Genomic DNA, 19,093 nt, shown 5'->3' with positions numbered 1-19,093 from the left:
ATTTGGTTGAATCATTTGGTTACTTACTTAAAGAGCGGCTAAGCCAACCACTTATGTTAGGAGTACTTGGATGAATAAGGATTATTCAAGAAATTTGATCGGTTACGGAGCTAACCCTCCAAACCCTCAATGGCCAGGTAATGCGCGCGTCGCGGTTTCTTTTGTATTGAACTATGAAGAGGGCGGTGAGCGTTGTTTGTTACATGGAGACGACGAGTCTGAAGCTTTTCTTTCAGAGATCCCGTCAGCACAGCCGATCAAAGGCGAACGTCACATGAGCATGGAGTCTATCTATGAATATGGTAGCCGTGCGGGTGTATGGCGTGTTCTTCGCTTGTTCGATGAATATGAAATCCCACTGACCGTCTTTGCGGTTGCAATGGCGATTGAGCGTCACCCAGACGTTGCCAAAGCCATGGTCGAAGCGGGTCACGAAATCTGTAGCCACGGTTATCGCTGGATAGACTATCAATACATTGATGAGTCTGAAGAGCGCGACCACATGACCAAAGCGATTGAGATCATCCAACAAGTGACGGGTCAACGCCCACAAGGTTGGTACACAGGTCGAACAGGGCCGAACACTCGTCGCTTAGTGGCAGAAGAAGGCGGCTTTCTTTACGACTCCGATGCCTATGATGATGACCTACCTTATTGGCACACCGAGACTGGTCATCCGCAATTGGTGATCCCATACACACTTGATGTGAACGACATGCGCTTTTCAACCGCGCAAGGCTTCAATTCGGGTGAGCAGTTTTTCCAATACCTAAAAGACACGTTTGACACCCTTTATATGGAAGGCGAAACAGCACCGAAAATGATGTCGGTTGGGCTGCATTGTCGTCTGATTGGTCGCCCCGGTCGTATTGCTGCATTAAGACGTTTCTTAGATTACGTAAAACAGCACGACAGCGTGTGGTTGTGTCGTCGAATCGATATCGCCAACCACTGGCACCAACATCATCCATATCAACCAAATAACGCTAATCATCAACAGCAAAAGTAGCAGTGAAGCAAGGAGGCTTAACGTGACTGAATTTCGATCATGCCAACCAACAACCATGGACCGCGATACCTTTGTCGCTCACTTCGCTGATGTCTACGAACACAGCCCATGGGTTGCAGAAGTGGTGTATGACCAAGGTTTGAATGCCGAAGATGACCATATCGAGAATCTTCATCTGAAAATGGCATCGACCTTGTTAGGTGCAGACCAAGGCAAACAGTTGGCTTTGATCAACGCTCACCCGGATTTAGCCGGTCGAGCAGCAGTAAACGGCGAACTCACCGAGTCGTCGACCAAAGAACAAGCGGGGGCGGGCATCGACCAGTGCAACGCCGAAGAATTTGAAAAATTCACTTCTTACAACAACAGCTACAAAAGTCGCTTCAATTTCCCTTTTATCATGGCGGTGAAGGGAGCCAATCGTTACCAAATTCTTGAGTCGTTCGAGATGCGATTAGGAAATGATAGTGAAACTGAGTTTGCTACGGCGATTCAAGAGATCAACAAGATCGCGATGTTTCGTCTCTGGGATATGTAAGTTAACGGAGTTAACAGCTATCTCAGCCCAGTCTTAGTGCGCTAAGAGCACGCTTTATAAGCGAATAAGCCATTAAGTTCTCATTTTATTATTACTTGATTAATTGGATAGGATTACACGGACATGACCCAAACATTTGAACAATACATAAACCTTGCAGACGAAAAACTCGGCGCAGAAGCTATCTTCGCAACAGACGATTTTTTCGCGGATAAAAGCCGTCTACTCAGCCACGCAGCACCAGAGTGGAAAGACGACTTATACGACGATAACGGCAAGTGGATGGACGGTTGGGAAAGCAGACGTAAACGTGGTGAAGGTTACGACTACTGTGTCGTTCGCCTTGGCCTAGCTGGCACTATTGCTGGCGTTGATATTGATACCTCATTCTTCACAGGTAACTTCCCACCTTCGGCATCAATTGACGCGTGTTATTCACCGCAAGGTGAGCCAACTGACTCAACAGAGTGGCAAGAAATTCTGCCTTCAATGGCATTACAGGGTGATCATCATCATCTTGAAGCGATTGAAAGCGACCAAGTATTTACGCACCTACGTTTGAACATCTATCCAGACGGCGGTGTAGCGCGCCTACGTGTTTATGGCCGACCAAGTGTGGATTGGGAAGCAATAGATTCTCAGCAACAAGTTGACCTAGCATCGGTTGAACACGGTGGCCGAGCGCTAGCATGTAGCGACGAGCACTACGGCAACAAAGCCAATATTTTAGGCCCTGGCCGCGGTGAAAACATGGGTGACGGTTGGGAAACCGCGCGTCGTCGTACACCGGGTAACGACTGGGTTATCGTGGCACTAGGCCACCCAGGCAACATCGAACGTATCGTAGTGGATACTGCTCATTTCAAAGGTAACTACCCAGACAGCTGCTCAATTCAAGCGGCTTACGTGAAAGGCGGTACCGACGACCAAGTCGAAACACAAAGCCTATTCTGGCGTGAACTGCTGCCTGCTCAAAAGCTGCAAGCGCACGAGATTCACGAATTCATTTCTGAGGTTAACGACCTTGGTGCGATTACCCACGTACGTGCAAACATATTCCCAGATGGCGGTATCAGCCGTTTGCGTCTGTTTGGTACGAAGGCGAAATAGGTAAGGAAATGAGTATGAGTAATGGAATACGTCGTTTATCCATCGAACCGTTAACCAAGCAGGCTTTTGCAGAGTTTGGCGATGTTATCGAGTCTGATAATAGTGATTTCTTCATGATCAACAGTGGATCAACACGTCGCTACCACAAGCTAGCGACAACGGATGTGCAAGACCAAGACGGAGAAGCGATCATTAGCATCTTCCAAGCCACACCGTTGAGCTACCCACTGACCATCAAAATGTTAGAGCGTCATCCACTTGGCTCTCAGGCATTCATTCCATTACTTGGTCAACCCTATTTAATTGTTGTTGCGCCAAAAGGCGATGATCCAACATTAGCCAAGAGCCGAGCTTTCTTGAGCAACGGCCGTCAAGGAGTGAACTATCACAAAGGGGTGTGGCATCACCCAGTTCTCGCGCTTACTGATCAAGACCAGTTCTTGATCGTCGATAGAGGCGGCGAAGGGCACAACTGTGATGAAGTTTATTTCGACAGCGACCGAGTGGCATTGCATTTGGACGACTTGCCAACGGACGACAATAAGGAAGAGCAACGCTTAGCTAAAGCGTTGTGATACAGGAGTTTATTATGGATCCGCATATTACAGAATGGTTGAATTTAGCAATACGCTGGGCTCACATGATTGTTGGTGTTGCGTGGATAGGCGCATCATTTTACTTTGTTTGGTTAGAGAACAACCTTAACCGAGTAAACCCAAAAACGGGCCTTTCAGGCGACTTATGGGCGATTCACGGTGGTGGTATTTATCACCTAGAGAAGTACAAACTTGCGCCACCCGAGATGCCAGAGCACCTGCACTGGTTCAAATGGGAAGCTTATTTCACGTGGTTCACCGGTGTGTGTTTACTGGGTGTGGTTTACTACCTCAACGCTGAAATCTACCTGATTGCACCAGGCTCTGGCCTTGATTCAACAACCGCAATCGCGATTGGTATTGGTTCATTCGTTGCCGGCTGGTTTATCTACGACTTACTGTGTGACTCACCATTAGGTAAAACCCCCGTGTTGCTTGGCGTTGTGCTGTTTGTGCTGCTCGTCGCTGCGACGTACGGCCTAACTCAAGTGTTCAGTGGTCGTGGCGCTTACATCCATGTTGGTGCGATCATTGGTACCATCATGGTGGGTAACGTATTCCGCGTTATCATGCCTGCGCAGCGTAACTTGGTGAAAGCGATAGAAGAGAAGCGCGAACCGGATCCGGCACTGCCAGCGAAAGGCTTACTGCGTTCTCGTCACAACAACTACATGACACTGCCAGTGCTGTTCATCATGATCAGTAACCACTTCCCAAGTACTTATGGCTCGGAATACAACTGGCTGATTCTTGCTGGGCTAGCGATCTTCAGTATCTTGGTGCGTCACTACTTCAACACCCGTCATGGTAGCCAGAAGTTTGCATGGACAGTACCAGTAGCGGCATTGGGTATGATCACGCTTGCGTTTGTTACTTCACCTTACGCGAAAAAACAGATGACTCCAGTTGTACAAGCTCCAGTGGTTCAAGAAGTGCAAGTAAGCGCGACTGAATCAGCGACAGAAGAGGCTGCTTCGAACGCCACCGCTTCAACGACGGCCAGTTCTCAAGCTGTTCCTGCAGACCACGCAATGCAAACGGCTAGCGCAGGTGTAAGCTTTGAAACCATCAACAAAGTCATTCAAGAGCGCTGTTCGGTGTGTCACTCATCAACCCCGAGCCACGCTGCTTTTGCTGCTGCGCCAGCCGGTGTGATGTTTGATACCCCAGAAGAGATTAAAGCCAACGTCCCAAGGATTGTTGCTCAAACCGTAACAACCAAGGTGATGCCGCTCGGCAACATGACTCAAATGACCGATGCAGAACGCGCACTCATCGGCACTTGGGTAGAGCAAGGCGCTACGCTTCAATAATGATGTGAATTCTTTACCTAAGAGCATGAGTCTTAGGTGAGGCTTGGGGAGAGTTTGGTTTCGGGCACGCACCAAACTCATCCCACCCTGTTTCCCCGGTTCCTATAACCGGGGCTTTTTGTTGTTTTTGGACAAAGGCATATTAGAAACTTTATTAGTATGCATCCTTAATAGTTTTATGAACCCACCGACGTGAGTTCGATATTTGCGTTACATGACATATTTAGTTGCATATAAATTGTTGTTGGTCATGAAATTTAGGCTGTATGTTTGGTATGTGTATGTTCTGAAAGGAAAGCTTGTTGAAATTCAAAGCTTTTGATTGCGAATATTCACAAAGAACTAGTTAGATACCCAAGTATAAATTTCATAAAAAATAAGGAAATATAGTAATGAAATCAGTTTTTTCGTTCGACTCAATGTTAACTCCTAAGTTAGTTACTGGCCTATATTGGTTGTTGTTGCTAATCGCTGTAGTTTCAGGACTAGCAACCATGTTTGGAGGATATGGAGGCGTAACATTTGAGAAGTTTATTCTTGGTGCGTTTACGATATTAGGCGGCGCTATAGGTGCGAGAATTTGGTGTGAATTGATGATAGTTATCTTCAAAATTAATGAAAACCTGCAGTCTCTAAAGGACTTAAAAGGCGAGACTGAAGCCTAGTATTCAGATGCGTGACAGCTAACACTTCGATGTTAGCTGTCTAACATGCCGAAGCTGCAATTCACTATGTTGCGCCTGTTGGTGAGAAAGAAGACTCTGTGAATCATTGCATGTCGATAGTAAGTACTTACGTTTAAACTGATTCATTGCGTGCGCAGTCCTGTATAAGGTTCTTGATATGAATCTCTACCCATGGCATTTTTAGTCCAAATTGACTTTACTTAGGACAAAAAATGGAAGACTTGATAGTCGCGTATTTTAGGGCATTGAGCTCATTCTTTAGGTATCTGTTTCAGTCGATATTGATTGAGTTCATTGGTTACGGAGCTGGCTGGATAGTCTGTAAAGTATTCACATTAGGGCGCTTCCCCCCATTGATTCCAACTGAAAAAGAGCGAACCAGAATCTCTTATATCGGAGCTATTAGCATCGTGTTGCTTCTGTTAGCAATTGGTGTGTTCAATAGTTTGTGATTCGGAGTAAGGATATATGAAATTTTACCCCGCGGAGCAATACCAAGCAGCTTGCCACGAGCTGTTTGTCCGATACGAACGTGAAATCAAAAAGCTAATCCCTAACGCGAGAATTGAGCATGTAGGCGCATCTTCTATTCCATCTGCAGTGTCTAAGGGCGATTTGGATATCTTTGTAGGTGTTGATCTTGGCGAACTTGAGGATGTTATAGAGAGGCTCACAACACTCGGCTTCAATGAGAAACTCGATACCTTAAGAACGCCGGAACTGTGTATGTTGGAATCTACATCTTCTGATGATGTGGCCTTGCAAGTGGTCGCCAATAGTTCTGAGTTCGAATGCTTTCTAAGGTTTCGTGACAAGCTACGTGCGAATCCGGCATTAGTTAAGCAATACAACACCCTCAAAATGTCTTGTGAAGGTTGGTCTCAAGAAAAGTACCGTGAAAAGAAAGCGGATTTCATTGAGTATGTATTGGAGCTGAAATAGCCAGTCGCCTTGTGATAGATTGAGTGAGGTTAGTGCCACAGCTATGGCTTTCCATTCCCCACCAATTCCTCTAGGTAGGCTTATGATTACAATTAGAAAAGCGGTTGAGTCTGATGCTCAGGATATTTTCGATATTCGAAGCCGTGCCATTGTCGAGAAGTGCTCGGCTTATTACTCAGAAGAACAGCTGTCAATATGGACGCAGGGTGGAATGTCTGATGGATTCATAAGCGATGTAGCCCAAACTTTTCACGTTTCAGAAGTCGATGAGCGAGTGATTGGCAGCGGTAAAATCAACATCGAAACCGGTATGATTGATGCTATTTTTGTGGACCCAGATTTTTCCGGAAAAGGCGCAGCGAAGCAGATGTTGCAGTTCTTAGAGGAACTCGCGATTCAACACAATTTGCCGTTAATGAAGTTAGAATCGACTCTGAATGCCGCTGCGTTTTATCGTGCGTGTGGCTTTATTGGTGATGAACTTTCCACTTATCACTCGCCTAGAGGTATTAGCCTCGACTGCATCCCGATGGAAAAGCCGTTAGTTGCTTAAATAAACAGCGCCAACGCCAATTGTTGGTGCTGTTTTTACTTTCCTCTTACACTCTTTTCAAGTATCGAACCTAGTATCAAATTTCTCTTTGTTATACAGGCAAGTCTCTCATTATGAAGAACTTCTTTGATAGCGAACTCATGCTCTCTAGCTCCTTGAATTTCGTTTTGCTATCGCTTGGGCTAACGCTCCTTTTTCATCTTCCGATTTGGTGTGGGTTCAACTTGAGCCGACGCAAATGGAAGCTTATGGATTATTTATGGCCGTTCTTGGCGGGTATCGGGATGCTGGGTGCAGTGTCTGAGATTCGTGCGAAAGTAGCGGGTGATTGGGTTGAAACCGAACAAACTAGAGCGGTGGCGATTTTAGAATCGGTTCAGCAGTTTTCTTTGGATAAATTAAGAAGCGACATCTGTACAGGTCAGCCATCTTTGGACTCTCACGGGCAACACCATGAGGCGTGTTTATGGTATTTGAACACGGCGATCACGTTCAAAGATGTCGATTTCACCTTGTTACCCAACGCATCGGATTTTACGGTTCCTGCGCCGAGCGTGTCGCTGGTTGAAAGCGATGCCGTGTGGGTGGATGGTATGCTGAGTCAGTATGAGAAGCAGAAAAACCAATACATAAAAACCAGAGAAGCGCAGGTGAAGCAGCCATTAGAAAGCCTCTTCTGGTATGTGAGTCCTTACTTAGTCTGTTTCGCTATTGCTCTGCGCCTTACTAAAGTGACGGCAGAGCTTAAACTGGATAAGTGCGTAAACAATTAACTCGACATAGACAGCGCGAACGACAGTAAAATAGGCAAGGTAACCACACTTAGGAAGTTGCCGAACAACACCATAGATGCGACCTTGGGAGGCTCGACATTGAACCTTTCTGCAAACAGGTAGTTCATCACGGCAGGTGGCAGCATGGTGAACAGCACCATCATTTGTAGGTGCAGCGTTGGCAGCGGGATAAAGAAGTAGATGATGGCGAAGGCGATGGCACCAGTGAACAGCGATTGAGCCGTACACAGCAAGCCAACTTTTAATCCACTTAGCTTCAAGTTCACCATTTGCGAACCCAACGACAACAGCATGATAGGCACGGCTGCTTGGCCGAGTAGCGATGTGGCTTCATAGATTGGATTCCAGACTGCAATTCCAGACAGGTTGAGCGTCATCGCTAATGCTGCGGCTAAGAATATCGGCATCTTGAGGATCTGTTTGATCGGGTTACCTTCACTCAGCAGTGCTAAACCGACACTAATATGAACACACGCCGATACCACAAACAGCAGTACTGCAGGGGCTAATGCACTCTCACCAAAGGTATACGTGAATAGGGGAATCGCGAGGTTGCCACTGTTGCGGAACATGTGTGGCGGAGCCCAAGCTTTGAAGTTGAGCTTAAAGATCTTACAGATTGGTATCATCAATAAAGCAGGCACCAACACCGCGACCAAAGAGGCGGTGATGAGTGGCAGTTGTTCGGTGTCGAGAGGCATGGTGGTCAGCGATGCAAATACTAGCGCAGGAATACACACATCCATGTTGATGCGATTGATCGGTTTGAAATCGGGCTTGAGCCAACGACCCACCGCAAAGCCAGCACTGGCTAAAGCAAAAACGGGAAACAGAATGCTGACGACCTGTTCGAACATAGAATTCCTTTCTAAGCGAGAGTGATGATTTGTTTTAAACGGACAAATTACAACCTAATGCCATTAAACCTAACCTATCAACATAAGGCAGCCGCGTCATGGGTGTGGAGCACACCACGAGCAATTATTTGTATTTCTTTGAATTAGGGACAAAAAAAGACCAGCGGCGTTAACGGCTGGTCTTTAAAAGCTAGGCGAATCTGGACGGGTTCTTAACAACAAAGGTTACCTAGCGTGTGTTTATTAGCGAACTAACTAACGAGCTTCTTGTAATCTTTGAAGTTCACATCGTAGGCCTTTTCGCCATAGATGTAAGTCTCGCTGACGGTTCTGTCGTCACCCAAACTCATTAGTACAAATAGCTTCTCTTCGAGCTTGGTAGCTTGTTCCATTCTAAAGCGCATCAGCTGAGTTGCGTGTAGATCTAATACCACGAAATCCGCTTCTTTACCGACTTCCAAATTACCAATCTTGTCTTCTAGATGCAGTGAACGTGCACCGCCTAGTGTTGCCAAGAATAGCGACTTAGCCGGGTGCAACTTCTTATGCTGTAGCTGCATGATCTTGTACGCTTCACTCATGGTTTGCAGAATCGAGAAGCTAGTGCCTGCGCCGACATCAGTCCCCACGCCGACACGAATGCCGTGTTCTTCCATCTCAGGTAATCGGAACAAACCCGATCCTAAGAACAAGTTCGAAGTTGGGCAAAAGGCGATAGCAGATTCAGTATCAGCAAGGCGTTTACATTCACAATCAGAAAGGTGAATACCATGAGCAAATACCGAACGCTTATGAAGTAGTCCGTAATGGTCATAGACATCTAGGTAACTGTCACGCTCTGGGAACAGCGATTTCACCCACTCGATCTCTTTCTCATTTTCAGAAAGGTGAGTGTGTATGTACACATCTGGATATTCTTCTAGCAGTTTACCTACAGTAGCAAGTTGCTCTGGTGTACTGGTTGGCGCAAAACGAGGTGTCACCGCGTAAAGCAAACGGCCGCGGTTATGCCATTTTTCAATCAGTTCCTTGGAGTCAGCATAGCCAGATTCTGGAGTGTCGGTAAGGTAGTCTGGAGCGTTGCGATCCATCAATACCTTACCTGCGATCATACGTAGGTTGCGCTTCTCAGCTTCTTCGAAGAATACGTTGACCGACTCTTTGTGTACCGTGCCAAATACCAGTGCCGTGGTGGTGCCGTTGCTTGCTAATTCATCTAGGAATAGCTTCGCCACTTTGTGTGCGTAAACTGGGTTTTTAAAGCGTTTTTCTTCTGGGAAGGTGTAGTTTTCTAACCAATCAAGAAGTTGCTCACCGTAAGACGCGATCATCCCTGTTTGAGGGTAGTGGATGTGCGTATCAATAAAGCCAGAGGTGATCAGCTTGTCTTTGTATTCTTTTACTTTGAGTGTTTTAGGTTGGCGAGCCAATACCTCATCGGCATGGCCCAAGTCGACGACATGGCCGTTCTCAACCACTAAAACACCATCTTCAAAATAGTCGTAAGACTCATCGATACCGACGTCTTTTGGGTCGGCGACGCTATGTAAAATGCTGGCGCGATAAGCTTTGCGTTGCGTTGTCATGTTTACTTCCTTTTAATGACTTCAGCGACGTTATGGCCGCTAAAGCTTTGCGACTTTTATTAGGCGATCTTCTCTTCCAATGGTGGTTCGCCTACGTCGCTTGGTTGACTGTGTTGATCGGTCAAATCCTGATTTCGATATTGTTTGGTTGGGCGCTTTTGTTCAAGTGCTTGGCCTTGATAGTGTGCGATCAGTTCACCCGCAACCGATACCGCAATTTCGGCAGGATGTTTGCCATTCACAGCACTAATGCCAATAGGGCAAAGCATGGTTTCGATTTGCTCTTGGCTGTAGCCGCGTTGCTCTAAGCGGAAGTCGAACTTCTTGCGTTTAGTAAGCGAGCCGATCATGCCGAAGTAACGGCTGTCTTCACGGTCGATAATGGCTTTGGTTAGGTCAAAATCGAGCTGGTGGTTGTGGGTCATCACAAGGTAATAACTGTTTGGTGGCATGTGTTTCACTTCGCCAACCGGATCGTCTGAAACAAGCTTTTTAACACCGTGTGGCAGCGTTTCAGGGAATACTTCTTCACGCTCATCAATCCAGGTCACACGGAAGGGCAGAGTCGCCACAATGTGTAGCAGCGCTTTGGCAACATGACCTGCGCCAAATAGCACAAGGTGATTCTGTTGAGTGCCAATCGGTTCAAAGCTTAATGTTGCCATTCCGCCACAACATTGGCCTAAACGAGCACCTAGATTGAAGCGTTCTACTTTGAGTGATTTTTCACTGGCAATCAGCATTTCGCGCGCCATTTTAGTGGCCACATGTTCAAGGTGACCACCACCAATCGTAGCGATGATTCGGTCACGAGTGACAAGCATCTTGGTACCCGCATCACGCGGAACGGAACCTCTGTCTTCAAGCACTGTCACCATCACACATGGCTCGTAGTTCTCTTCCAGTTTTGCCAGTTCGTGAATCCAATTATCCTTAAACATATGTCCTCCTAAATCCCTTTTTATGCTTCCCAAGCTAAACGATCGATATGAGCCCTAAGCCGTTTCTGATTGAGCATCGACCGAAGTCGGAGCCGTTTCAGAGACTTCCTGAATCGCCATCAGAATGCGCTCTGGCGTTGCAGGCGTGTTGAGCTTTGGAATCGCGCCATCGACAGCGACATAGCTAATCGCATCTTTCAGTGCGCTCCATACCGACATACCCAACATGAAAGGTGGCTCACCCACGGCTTTCGAGTTGAAGACTGTGTCTTCTGGGTTGCTGCGGTTTTCCAAAAGGTGCGTTCTGAAATCAATCGGCATATCAGCAATCGCAGGGATTTTGTAACTCGCAGGGCCATTAGTCATTAAGCGACCTTGTTGGTTCCATACCAACTCTTCTGTGGTTAACCAACCGACACCTTGCACAAAGCCACCTTCGACTTGGCCGATATCAATCGCTGGGTTCAATGACGCGCCCACGTCATGCAAAATATCAACACGTAGAATCTTGTTTTCACCGGTTAGAGTATCGACGATAACCTCTGAACAAGATGCGCCATACGCGTAGTAGTAGAACGGGCGACCGCGTGCTTTCTCATGATCGTAATAGATCTTCGGAGTGCGGTAGAAACCAGTGCTCGATAGCGAGATTTGGTTAAACCAAGCCAGTTCAACAAATGAGTTGAAGGTCATGATTTCGTCGCGGATCTGCACCATGCCGTTCTTAAACACCACTTCTTCAGGCCACACTTTGAAGTGCGAAGAAGCGAAGTCGATCAGGCGCTGCTTAATGGTTATTGCTGCGTTTTGCGCGGCCTTACCGTTGAGGTCGGCGCCCGATGAGGCTGCGGTTGGTGATGTGTTCGGAACTTTGTCTGTGTTTGTAGCGGTGATCTGGATACGTTCGACATCGACTTGGAACTCCTGTGCAACGATTTGTGCCACTTTGATGTTCAAGCCTTGCCCCATTTCCGTACCACCGTGATTCAAATGAATACTGCCATCGGTGTAGATATGGATGAGCGCACCTGCTTGGTTCAAGAAAGTCGCAGTAAACGAGATGCCGAATTTCACTGGTGTGATAGCAAGGCCTTTCTTCAAGATAGGGCTCTGCCTGTTGAACTCAGCGATTTCTTTACGACGTGCGTGATAGTCACTGCTGCGTTCAAGCTGTTCGGTTATCTCAGGTAAAAAGTTGTCTTCAACGGTTTGGTAGTAATGGGTCACATTACGGCCTTCTTCGCCGTAGTAGTTCGCTTTACGTACTTCCAAAGGATCTTTTTTCAGGTAACGCGCAATCTCGTCCATGATGTGTTCAATCGTCATCATGCCTTGCGGGCCACCAAAGCCACGGTAAGCGGTGTTCGATGCGGTATTGGTTTTGCATCGATGACCGACCACAGTTGCATCGCCTAGATAATAAGCGTTGTCTGAGTGGAACATCGCGCGGTCGACAATAGAACTTGATAAGTCTGGTGAGTAACCACAGTTACCTGCAACGGTAATGTCGGCACCTTGAATCACACCGTTGTCGTCAAAACCGACTGTATATTGATTGTAGAACGGGTGGCGTTTACCGGTTTGCTGCATGTCTTCATTACGCAGCAGACGCATTTTGGTCGGTCGGCCTGTAAGGTGGGCAATCACCGCAGCCATACAGGCTGGAGAGGCTGCTTGAGTCTCTTTACCACCGAAACCACCACCCATACGACGCATATCAATCACGACTTTGTGCATCGGTACGCCAATCACTTCCGCAACCAGTTTTTGAACTTCGGTCGGGTTTTGTGTCGAGGTGTAAACGATCATGCCGCCGTCTTCGGTTGGTATCACGCTACTGATTTGAGTTTCTAGGTAGAAGTGTTCTTGTCCACCGATCTCTAGGTCACCAGAGATCACGTGTTTTGCTTTTGCCAGCGCCGCTTTTGAATCACCACGTTGTTGCGTGTGGCTTTCTGTGACGAAGTGTTCTTTCTCTAGCGCTTCTTTTACATCAAGAATCGCAGGCAGTTCTTCATATTCAATGATTGCAGCGTGTGCGGCTTTACGTGCCGTTTCCAAATCGTTGGCAGCCACGGCAATCACAGGTTGGCCGTAGTATTCCACTTTGCCGTCTGCAAGCAGTGGGTCACCCGGTAGGATGGCACCAATGTCCAATTCACCTGGTACGTCTTTGGCTTGAATGGCAATCGCCACGCCTTCAAATTCGTAACACGGTGATAAATCTATATTGGTAATGTTCGCGTGTGCTTGAGTGCTCAGGCGTGCGTAGACGTGCAGCTGATTTGGGAACTCTAGGCGGTCGTCAATGTATACCGCTTCGCCCGTGACTTGCTTGGCTGCACTGTCGTGTTTTACGCTTTTACCTACGCCAGTTTTTAGGTCTTGTTTTGCAATGGTAACCATCTCTTCGTGGGTCATCGCATTGCTCTTGTGAACAGAGGAATTTGATTTAGACATAAGACGTTACCCTTGTTTCGATTTGGTTGTTTTTGTTCTGCTGTTCAATGAAGTAACGACGCAACATATTGGCTGCCGACAATGAACGGTATTCTTGGCTGGCACGGAAATCAGATAGCGGCTCAAAGTCGTTATACAGTTCCTGCATCGCTAACTTAATATTAGCGTCTGTCCATGGTTTGCCTAATAACGTATTTTCACAACGCGCCGCGCGCTTAGGTGTTGCAGCCATACCGCCGAAAGCGATACGAGCGTAAGAAACCTTGCCGTCTTCGATTTGAATATCAAACGCACCACACACCGCAGAGATGTCGTCGTCTAAACGTTTAGACAGTTTGTAAGCTCGGAAGCTGTCGTTAGTTGGCTTAGGAATGATGATCTGTTCAATGAACTCACTCTCTTTTTGCGCCGTCACTTTGTAGCTGATGAAGTAATCTTCAATCGGCATGGTGCGTGACTCGTCACCGCAACGAAGTTTGATCTTTGCGTTAAGGGCAATCAGCAGAGGAGGGGTGTCACCGATAGGCGAAGCATTCGCTACATTACCGCCGATGGTGCCTTGGTTACGCACTTGCAGTGAAGCAAAGCGATGCAGCAGTTCACCAAAATCTGGGTAGTGTTTTTTCAATAGTGAGTAAGAATCACTGATAGGCAGGTTGGCACCAATGATTAGATCGGTGTCGGTCTCTTCACATACCTTCATGTCTTCAACAAGGTTCACGCTGATCAGTGTTTCAATCTCACGATGGAATTGCGTCACTTCCAGCGCTAAATCCGTACCGCCAGCAACCAGCTTAGCGTTCGGGTGGGCTTGAAAAAGCTTGGCCAACTCATCGGTGCTTTTCGGGGAAAAAGCGGTGAGGTGACCAAGGCGTAAGTTGGCCTCGGTGTCTTGAATACCTTCTAGCTTCTTGATGGTGTTGCGTTCAAGCTCAGCAAATTGGTCGATCAAAGGTTGGTCTGTTGAAAGCGACATCGCAGCATCAACAATTGGTCGGTAGCCTGTACAGCGACATAGGTTACCCGCCAGTGATTCCATGACGTCTTCTTTGCTCGCATCGGGTTTGTTCTTGCCTAGCGCAAACATCGACATGATGAAGCCCGGCGTGCAGTAACCACATTGTGAACCGTGAAAATCCACCACCGCTTTCTGCACTGGGTGCAAAGAGCGATCTCGGTTTTGTAGATCTTCTACTGTGATCAGTTGCTTTCCATGCAGCGCTGAAACGAACGTCAGGCAAGAGTTCACCGAGCGGTATTGCAGCTGCCCATCAACCACTTCACCCAGAACTACCGTACATGCACCACAGTCGCCCGACCCACAACCTTCTTTGGTACCGGTTTTATTAACCTTGGTACGAAGGTAGTTGAGCACTGTCATATTTGGCGACAGATTATCTTCACGTCTTATTTCCTGATTGAGCAAAAAAGTAATCAAGAGACCTCCTTGTAAATCGACATATTTCCATGTGTATTCTTTTTGACTTCTAGGTCAATAATTATCCATCCTGACCCTGTGGTCAATTATTTATTTACAAAAATGCAACAAATAGTCTTGGTTGTGGATTGTGTACAATTTTATCTTAACCGTAGTTGTCTGTTTTATAAGGGGTTGAGTTGAAGGTGAACAGTTTTTTGGTATTAATGAATTGATAGCTATGTATACAAGATAATGACAGGGTTTGTGGCACTGTTGGAAGTGATTCTATAGTGGCTAAGATCGTTGTTGAGGCTAGAATAGGCAGTGTTTTAGATGGATGTGAGCCGATCGTCATCTTTATTTTTAGGGGAGAGGGCATAAAAAAGAGAAGTAAACGCAGAGGCTTACTTCTCTCCTGTATTGTTAATAAAAAGCTGTTAACAAAAAGTTGTTAACAGATGGTTATCAATCGTTTGTTGAATCGTCTATGACTTACTCTTAAGCAGATCTGAGAACACGACATGCAGATCACTAGAAGCTGTGCTGCTGTCTAGGTTGAGCTTCGAACGAATATGGCTTAGGTGTTCTTGCATCAACTCTACGGCTTGTTGTTCGTTGCCTGACTCTATCGCATCCAGTAATCCCGAATGTTCGTCTAGAGAACAGTTCGAGTGGTTGCCCGTTTCGTATTGAGCGATCAGCAGTGAAGTTTGCGATACCAAGCTGCGTTGGAAAGCCAGCAGTGGCGCGTTCTCTGCCATTTCAGCCAATTTGATGTGGAACTCACCAGACAAACGTAGGCCAGAGCCGTAATCACCTTGGTCGAAAGCACAGTTCTCTTTCGCGACTAATTTTCTGCATTCTTCTATTTGAGCTTTGGTTGCGTTTTTCACCGCCAGCTCAGTGATAGCAATTTCCATCACTTCACGTGCTTTAAAGATTTGTTTGGCTTCGTCAACCGTTGGCGCAGCAATCACGGCTCCTCGGTTAGGACGGATCACCACAACTTGTTCTAAGGAGAGGCGCAGCAAGGCACGGCGGATAATAGTACGGCTAACGCTAAAGATTTCTGCTAGTGCTTCTTCGCTTAATTTGGTGGCTGGTGGCAGCCTTTGTTCTAGTATCGCGTCGAAGATATGGCAGTAAACAACATCGTCTTGAGTCTGGCCTGTTACTTTCGTTTTTACACCTTTGGAGACAGAGTTTTTGAGAACTGTCATAGAGATAAGGACCCTTGTTTAGTCGAGTTGGGTTGGTCGAGAATAATTCATGAGTATTACTCTATATTGTATACATTTATCTATACAATGCCACTGGATGGAAGTGCGATGCACGCTTATTTGTTAATGACTTATAACATTTTGTTTGCAGGGAACTGTGTGCAATCTTTAGCTTTAAGCCATTTTAAATTTAATTAAACTCGATTATCACCGCAGCTGTAGGCAACAATTTGGCTGATTTCGCTCAGGCTACGCCCTGACTGTTGCTGCCATTCGTTGAAGGCTTTACCCGCTGCCAGTTGTGCTCGCTTGGTATTACGACCGCTATCCACCACGTCTGTGCTGCGTAGGTGTGCTTCAACATCTGATGACAAGATGAACGTGTCTTTACCCATTTGGCGCAGAGTGTAGGCACCAGTATTACCGCCTAATCGCTTGCCGTGTTTCTTCAGATAATCCCAAAGTTCAGTGATACGTTCTGATGGCCAGTCGGCAACCATTTGTGAGAATGAATCGGCTTCACGCTTGGCGTTGTGAATCATGGTGGCATTGGCAGGGATAGTCATCACCTTAGTCAGGTGACGAATAATGCGTGGATCTTGCGCTTTTTGTTCCCACATCTCATTCGGCAGCATCAGCATTTTTTCGATATTGAATTCAAAGAACACTTCTTCAAATTGCGGCCATTTCTTCCTCACTACATTCCATGAAATACCACACTGGAATACTTTTTCAGTAAAGGCGGCCAGCCAACGATCGTCGGTGATTTGCGATAGCTCGGCTTGGGAAAGGGGCGCACGAACAATTTTTTCGAGTTCGGCCGCTCCGCCTTTGCGGTGAGCAGCTCGTTGATAAATAGTGTCGAATTTTTCTTGGGTCATTGGAGGTTCCAAATTACATCTGTGTATCTTGAGTGTGTAGCTAATGTTTAATGATATGGGGTCAAATTTGGTAATTAAAACAAGTCTGTTAACTAAAACCAGTCTGACAATTAAAACAAACTAGCCGAGCTTTAATTCCATCTGATACAAGGGCCAGGTTTTGCCATTGAACTCTTTTACGCTCGGCTCTTTGTCGACGACCTGAAAGCCGGCTTTGTCGTAGCAGCGTTTTGCGCCGTGGTTTTGCTTAAATACTGCTAAGGTGATGGTGGTGATGTCTGGTGTTTTTTTCGCCGCCTCTAAGGCCGTTTCAAGCATCAATTGCCCTAATCCTTTGCCTCGAAGGTTTGGGTGAATCGCGACTCGGCAAAAGCGAAGTTCGCTGTCCGACATGCGTTGAAATTCCATAAAGCCAAGCAGGTTATTAGTGTTTGAGTCGGCGCTTGAATCGGCGTTCGGTTCAGAGTATGACTTAGGTGCATAGAAGGTATATAACTCGACATGTGGCTCTTGAGAGCGTTCGATGATAGAGGCGGCTTTTAACGGCCAACCAAATGTTCGCCCACCCCATAAAACGTAGTCTTCTAGGGATGTAAACCAAGTGACGATCTCTTCGGCGTCGGATGCTTTAAAGCGGTTTATTTCCATATCCTTCTCTCTCCCTTATCGCGTGTCTCTTTTTTAATCCGTTAAACTTCTGCGCCCAACTGTTCTAGAAAACCGCGCATGTAGTCGGTGCGCTTGTTGGCTTCTAATTTGGCGGATTCTGTATTCATGGTTTCAGCGAGCTTAAACAGTTTCACGTAGAAATGGTCGACACTGTAATTCTTGTCATCCAAGTCACGCTGCTTCGCGAACGGGTCTTCGTGGTTATAGAGTTCGGCATCGAAGCTCTGCCCAACGTATAGGCAGCGAGCGATACCAATCGCACCGAGAGAATCTAGGCGATCCGCATCTTGGACGATTTGAGCTTCCAAGGTTTCTGGAGTGATGTTGGCGCTGTAGCTGTGAGTGACAATCGCGTGATGAATTTCATCAAGATGGGACGCAGGATATTCGATAGATTTGAGGAAAGAGACCGCCTTGTCAGCTGCCATTTGTGAGCTTTGGGCTCTGTCTGGGTGGTTCTTAGGGAAGGTGAAGCAATCATGGAGGTAAGCGGCAGGAAGAACGACCTCAAGCTTAGCCTGTTCTTGAGTACACAAAACCTTAGCAGTTTTGACTACGCGCTTAATATGGCTGATGTCGTGCGCGGCATCCTGTGTCATCTCTTGCTGAGCAAAATCAAGCAGCTGGCTTTCAAATCTTTTAATCACGCGTCCCTTTCTCCATCTGTAGACGTTATCAATGTTGCTTATCGATTAGTATCGTTTCATATCGACTGTAACAGTTTCTTGCGCGATGTTTTATCTTTTATAAAAGGAATATAAACAAAAAAACCGACTCAGTGAGTCGGTTTAATAGAGAGGCTTGTCTACGTATTTTAGGACGAGACAGATAAAAGCATTATCAACGGTAATTAGAGCTTAAGCGACGGCTTGCTGAAGCTGCGCTAACACATGGTGTAGGGAAGGGCTGATGGTGTGACCAAGCGCTTTCACTTCGTCGCATGGTTCGACCAAATCTGGGATCTGGAAACTGATCATGTTCGCTGCCATAGATGCGCGAATACCGTTGTTTGAATCTTCAAACGCTAGGCAATTTTCAGGTGCAACACCTAAGCGCTCTGCCGCTAGCAAGTAGATCTCTGGGTGAGGCTTACCATTGGTGACTTCACAGCCTGTGCTTAACGAGGTGAAGTAAGAATCTAGGCCAGCCAGTTCAAGCTTCTTTTTCGCGATATCAAGCTGAGTGGAGGTCGCTACCGCGATTGGAATGTCGTTTGCTTTAAGCCATTCAAGTAGTTCGATAACACCATCTTTAACTGGGATTGCTTGGTGTTTCACAATCGCACTGTAGCGAGTGCGCCATTCGGTGTTCAGCGCTGGGTAGTCTAGGTTTTCACCGTAGCCATTTCGAAAGATCTGTTCGATGGTTTTTGCGTTACAGCCAATGATGCCTAAGTAAACATCTTGCAAAAACGGAACACCTTGCGCGTGACATGCTTCTTCAAAAATCTGCATACAAAGCCGCTCGGTGTCGAGTAACAGTCCATCCATATCAAAAATAGCAGCTTGAAAATTCATA

At 46.6% G+C, this 19,093-nt stretch carries 20 protein-coding genes and 1 pseudogene; 11 read left to right on the top strand and 10 right to left on the bottom strand.

From position 1 onward, the window contains the following. Positions 1–70: 70 nt before the first annotated feature. From puuE to AB4512_RS02925, 11 genes and pseudogenes are all read left to right on the top strand, one after another. Complete coding sequence (puuE, locus tag AB4512_RS02975) at positions 71–1,009, top strand: allantoinase PuuE (protein ID WP_017083064.1); 939 nt, start codon at positions 71–73, stop codon at positions 1,007–1,009. 22 nt (positions 1,010–1,031) lie between these two features. Then, positions 1,032–1,547: a 2-oxo-4-hydroxy-4-carboxy-5-ureidoimidazoline decarboxylase gene (gene uraD / locus AB4512_RS02970; RefSeq protein ID WP_017086622.1), complete on the top strand. Its 516-nt coding sequence runs from the start codon at positions 1,032–1,034 to the stop codon at positions 1,545–1,547. 123 nt (positions 1,548–1,670) lie between these two features. Further along, positions 1,671–2,657, top strand: a complete 987-nt coding sequence (alc, locus tag AB4512_RS02965) for an allantoicase (protein WP_102332253.1) — start codon at positions 1,671–1,673, stop codon at positions 2,655–2,657. A gap of 14 nt (positions 2,658–2,671) precedes the next feature. After that, a complete protein-coding gene (locus AB4512_RS02960; protein ID WP_102428165.1) occupies positions 2,672–3,232 on the top strand; it encodes an ureidoglycolate lyase in 561 nt (186 codons plus the stop codon). A 14-nt stretch (positions 3,233–3,246) separates the two neighbouring features. After that, positions 3,247–4,566, top strand: a complete 1,320-nt coding sequence (locus AB4512_RS02955) for a urate hydroxylase PuuD (RefSeq protein WP_372174380.1) — start codon at positions 3,247–3,249, stop codon at positions 4,564–4,566. Positions 4,567–4,958: 392 nt separating this feature from the next. Continuing rightward, the gene (locus AB4512_RS02950) at positions 4,959–5,231 is read left to right on the top strand and encodes a DUF4282 domain-containing protein (RefSeq protein ID WP_017064999.1); all 273 of its coding nucleotides are present in this window, start codon (positions 4,959–4,961) and stop codon (positions 5,229–5,231) included. A 47-nt stretch (positions 5,232–5,278) separates the two neighbouring features. After that, positions 5,279–5,368: pseudogene (locus AB4512_RS02945) on the top strand (AraC family transcriptional regulator); the annotation flags it as partial. A gap of 96 nt (positions 5,369–5,464) precedes the next feature. After that, a complete protein-coding gene (locus tag AB4512_RS02940; RefSeq protein WP_017086627.1) occupies positions 5,465–5,704 on the top strand; it encodes a hypothetical protein in 240 nt (79 codons plus the stop codon). A 16-nt stretch (positions 5,705–5,720) separates the two neighbouring features. Continuing rightward, the gene (locus tag AB4512_RS02935; protein WP_372174378.1) at positions 5,721–6,194 is read left to right on the top strand and encodes a GrpB family protein; all 474 of its coding nucleotides are present in this window, start codon (positions 5,721–5,723) and stop codon (positions 6,192–6,194) included. 82 nt (positions 6,195–6,276) lie between these two features. Next, a complete protein-coding gene (locus tag AB4512_RS02930; protein ID WP_372174376.1) occupies positions 6,277–6,747 on the top strand; it encodes a GNAT family N-acetyltransferase in 471 nt (156 codons plus the stop codon). A gap of 248 nt (positions 6,748–6,995) precedes the next feature. Next, positions 6,996–7,520 (top strand): hypothetical protein, encoded by a 525-nt coding sequence (locus tag AB4512_RS02925; RefSeq protein WP_136982328.1) that lies wholly within the window; start codon positions 6,996–6,998, stop codon positions 7,518–7,520. Here the strand turns inward: AB4512_RS02925 and AB4512_RS02920 are convergent. The 10 genes from AB4512_RS02920 to AB4512_RS02875 form a co-directional block, all read right to left on the bottom strand. Continuing rightward, the gene (locus AB4512_RS02920; protein WP_004732869.1) at positions 7,517–8,398 is read right to left on the bottom strand and encodes an AEC family transporter; all 882 of its coding nucleotides are present in this window, start codon (positions 8,396–8,398) and stop codon (positions 7,517–7,519) included. The genes AB4512_RS02925 and AB4512_RS02920 overlap by 4 nt on opposite strands. Positions 8,399–8,649: 251 nt before the next feature. After that, positions 8,650–9,984 (bottom strand): guanine deaminase, encoded by a 1,335-nt coding sequence (guaD, locus tag AB4512_RS02915; RefSeq protein ID WP_372174374.1) that lies wholly within the window; start codon positions 9,982–9,984, stop codon positions 8,650–8,652. Positions 9,985–10,043: 59 nt separating this feature from the next. After that, positions 10,044–10,925: a xanthine dehydrogenase accessory protein XdhC gene (xdhC, locus tag AB4512_RS02910; protein WP_004732871.1), complete on the bottom strand. Its 882-nt coding sequence runs from the start codon at positions 10,923–10,925 to the stop codon at positions 10,044–10,046. Between the two features lie 54 nt (positions 10,926–10,979). Further along, positions 10,980–13,385, bottom strand: coding sequence for a xanthine dehydrogenase molybdopterin binding subunit (gene xdhB, locus AB4512_RS02905; protein WP_372174372.1), 2,406 nt, complete (start codon positions 13,383–13,385; stop codon positions 10,980–10,982). Continuing rightward, the gene (xdhA, locus tag AB4512_RS02900; RefSeq protein ID WP_102566030.1) at positions 13,378–14,823 is read right to left on the bottom strand and encodes a xanthine dehydrogenase small subunit; all 1,446 of its coding nucleotides are present in this window, start codon (positions 14,821–14,823) and stop codon (positions 13,378–13,380) included. Before xdhA ends, xdhB begins: the two co-directional genes overlap by 8 nt. A 467-nt stretch (positions 14,824–15,290) precedes the next feature. Next, on the bottom strand, positions 15,291–16,025 hold the full coding sequence (locus tag AB4512_RS02895) for a GntR family transcriptional regulator (protein WP_017061609.1): 735 nt from the start codon (positions 16,023–16,025) through the stop codon (positions 15,291–15,293). 194 nt (positions 16,026–16,219) lie between these two features. Next, on the bottom strand, positions 16,220–16,906 hold the full coding sequence (locus AB4512_RS02890) for a DNA-3-methyladenine glycosylase I (protein ID WP_017067459.1): 687 nt from the start codon (positions 16,904–16,906) through the stop codon (positions 16,220–16,222). A 120-nt stretch (positions 16,907–17,026) separates the two neighbouring features. Beyond that, positions 17,027–17,554, bottom strand: a complete 528-nt coding sequence (locus AB4512_RS02885) for a GNAT family N-acetyltransferase (protein WP_372174370.1) — start codon at positions 17,552–17,554, stop codon at positions 17,027–17,029. Between the two features lie 41 nt (positions 17,555–17,595). Further along, positions 17,596–18,222 (bottom strand): HD domain-containing protein, encoded by a 627-nt coding sequence (locus AB4512_RS02880; RefSeq protein ID WP_372174368.1) that lies wholly within the window; start codon positions 18,220–18,222, stop codon positions 17,596–17,598. Positions 18,223–18,432: 210 nt separating this feature from the next. Further along, positions 18,433–19,092 (bottom strand): HAD family hydrolase, encoded by a 660-nt coding sequence (locus AB4512_RS02875; RefSeq protein ID WP_372174367.1) that lies wholly within the window; start codon positions 19,090–19,092, stop codon positions 18,433–18,435. Position 19,093 lies beyond the last annotated feature (1 nt).

The organism is Vibrio sp. 10N.222.52.B7, from assembly GCF_041474275.1.
GTDB classification, from domain to species: Bacteria; Pseudomonadota; Gammaproteobacteria; order Enterobacterales; family Vibrionaceae; genus Vibrio; species Vibrio crassostreae_C.
Note: the sequence above shows the minus strand (reverse complement) of the source record. Positions and strands in the feature narration are given on the sequence as shown.

Coding starts and splice junctions, on each gene's coding strand:
- AB4512_RS02935 (WP_372174378.1), top strand. CDS start 5,721: ATGAAATTTTACCCCGCGGAGCAATACCAAGCAGCTTGCCACGAGCTG.
- AB4512_RS02925 (WP_136982328.1), top strand. CDS start 6,996: ATGGATTATTTATGGCCGTTCTTGGCGGGTATCGGGATGCTGGGTGCA.
- AB4512_RS02955 (WP_372174380.1), top strand. CDS start 3,247: ATGGATCCGCATATTACAGAATGGTTGAATTTAGCAATACGCTGGGCT.
- AB4512_RS02885 (WP_372174370.1), bottom strand. CDS start 17,554: ATGGAAATAAACCGCTTTAAAGCATCCGACGCCGAAGAGATCGTCACT.
- AB4512_RS02895 (WP_017061609.1), bottom strand. CDS start 16,025: ATGACAGTTCTCAAAAACTCTGTCTCCAAAGGTGTAAAAACGAAAGTA.
- guaD (WP_372174374.1), bottom strand. CDS start 9,984: ATGACAACGCAACGCAAAGCTTATCGCGCCAGCATTTTACATAGCGTC.
- AB4512_RS02960 (WP_102428165.1), top strand. CDS start 2,672: ATGAGTAATGGAATACGTCGTTTATCCATCGAACCGTTAACCAAGCAG.
- xdhC (WP_004732871.1), bottom strand. CDS start 10,925: ATGTTTAAGGATAATTGGATTCACGAACTGGCAAAACTGGAAGAGAAC.
- AB4512_RS02890 (WP_017067459.1), bottom strand. CDS start 16,906: ATGACCCAAGAAAAATTCGACACTATTTATCAACGAGCTGCTCACCGC.
- alc (WP_102332253.1), top strand. CDS start 1,671: ATGACCCAAACATTTGAACAATACATAAACCTTGCAGACGAAAAACTC.
- AB4512_RS02940 (WP_017086627.1), top strand. CDS start 5,465: ATGGAAGACTTGATAGTCGCGTATTTTAGGGCATTGAGCTCATTCTTT.
- AB4512_RS02875 (WP_372174367.1), bottom strand. CDS start 19,092: ATGAATTTTCAAGCTGCTATTTTTGATATGGATGGACTGTTACTCGAC.
- AB4512_RS02950 (WP_017064999.1), top strand. CDS start 4,959: ATGAAATCAGTTTTTTCGTTCGACTCAATGTTAACTCCTAAGTTAGTT.
- AB4512_RS02930 (WP_372174376.1), top strand. CDS start 6,277: ATGATTACAATTAGAAAAGCGGTTGAGTCTGATGCTCAGGATATTTTC.
- puuE (WP_017083064.1), top strand. CDS start 71: ATGAATAAGGATTATTCAAGAAATTTGATCGGTTACGGAGCTAACCCT.
- AB4512_RS02920 (WP_004732869.1), bottom strand. CDS start 8,398: ATGTTCGAACAGGTCGTCAGCATTCTGTTTCCCGTTTTTGCTTTAGCC.
- xdhB (WP_372174372.1), bottom strand. CDS start 13,385: ATGTCTAAATCAAATTCCTCTGTTCACAAGAGCAATGCGATGACCCAC.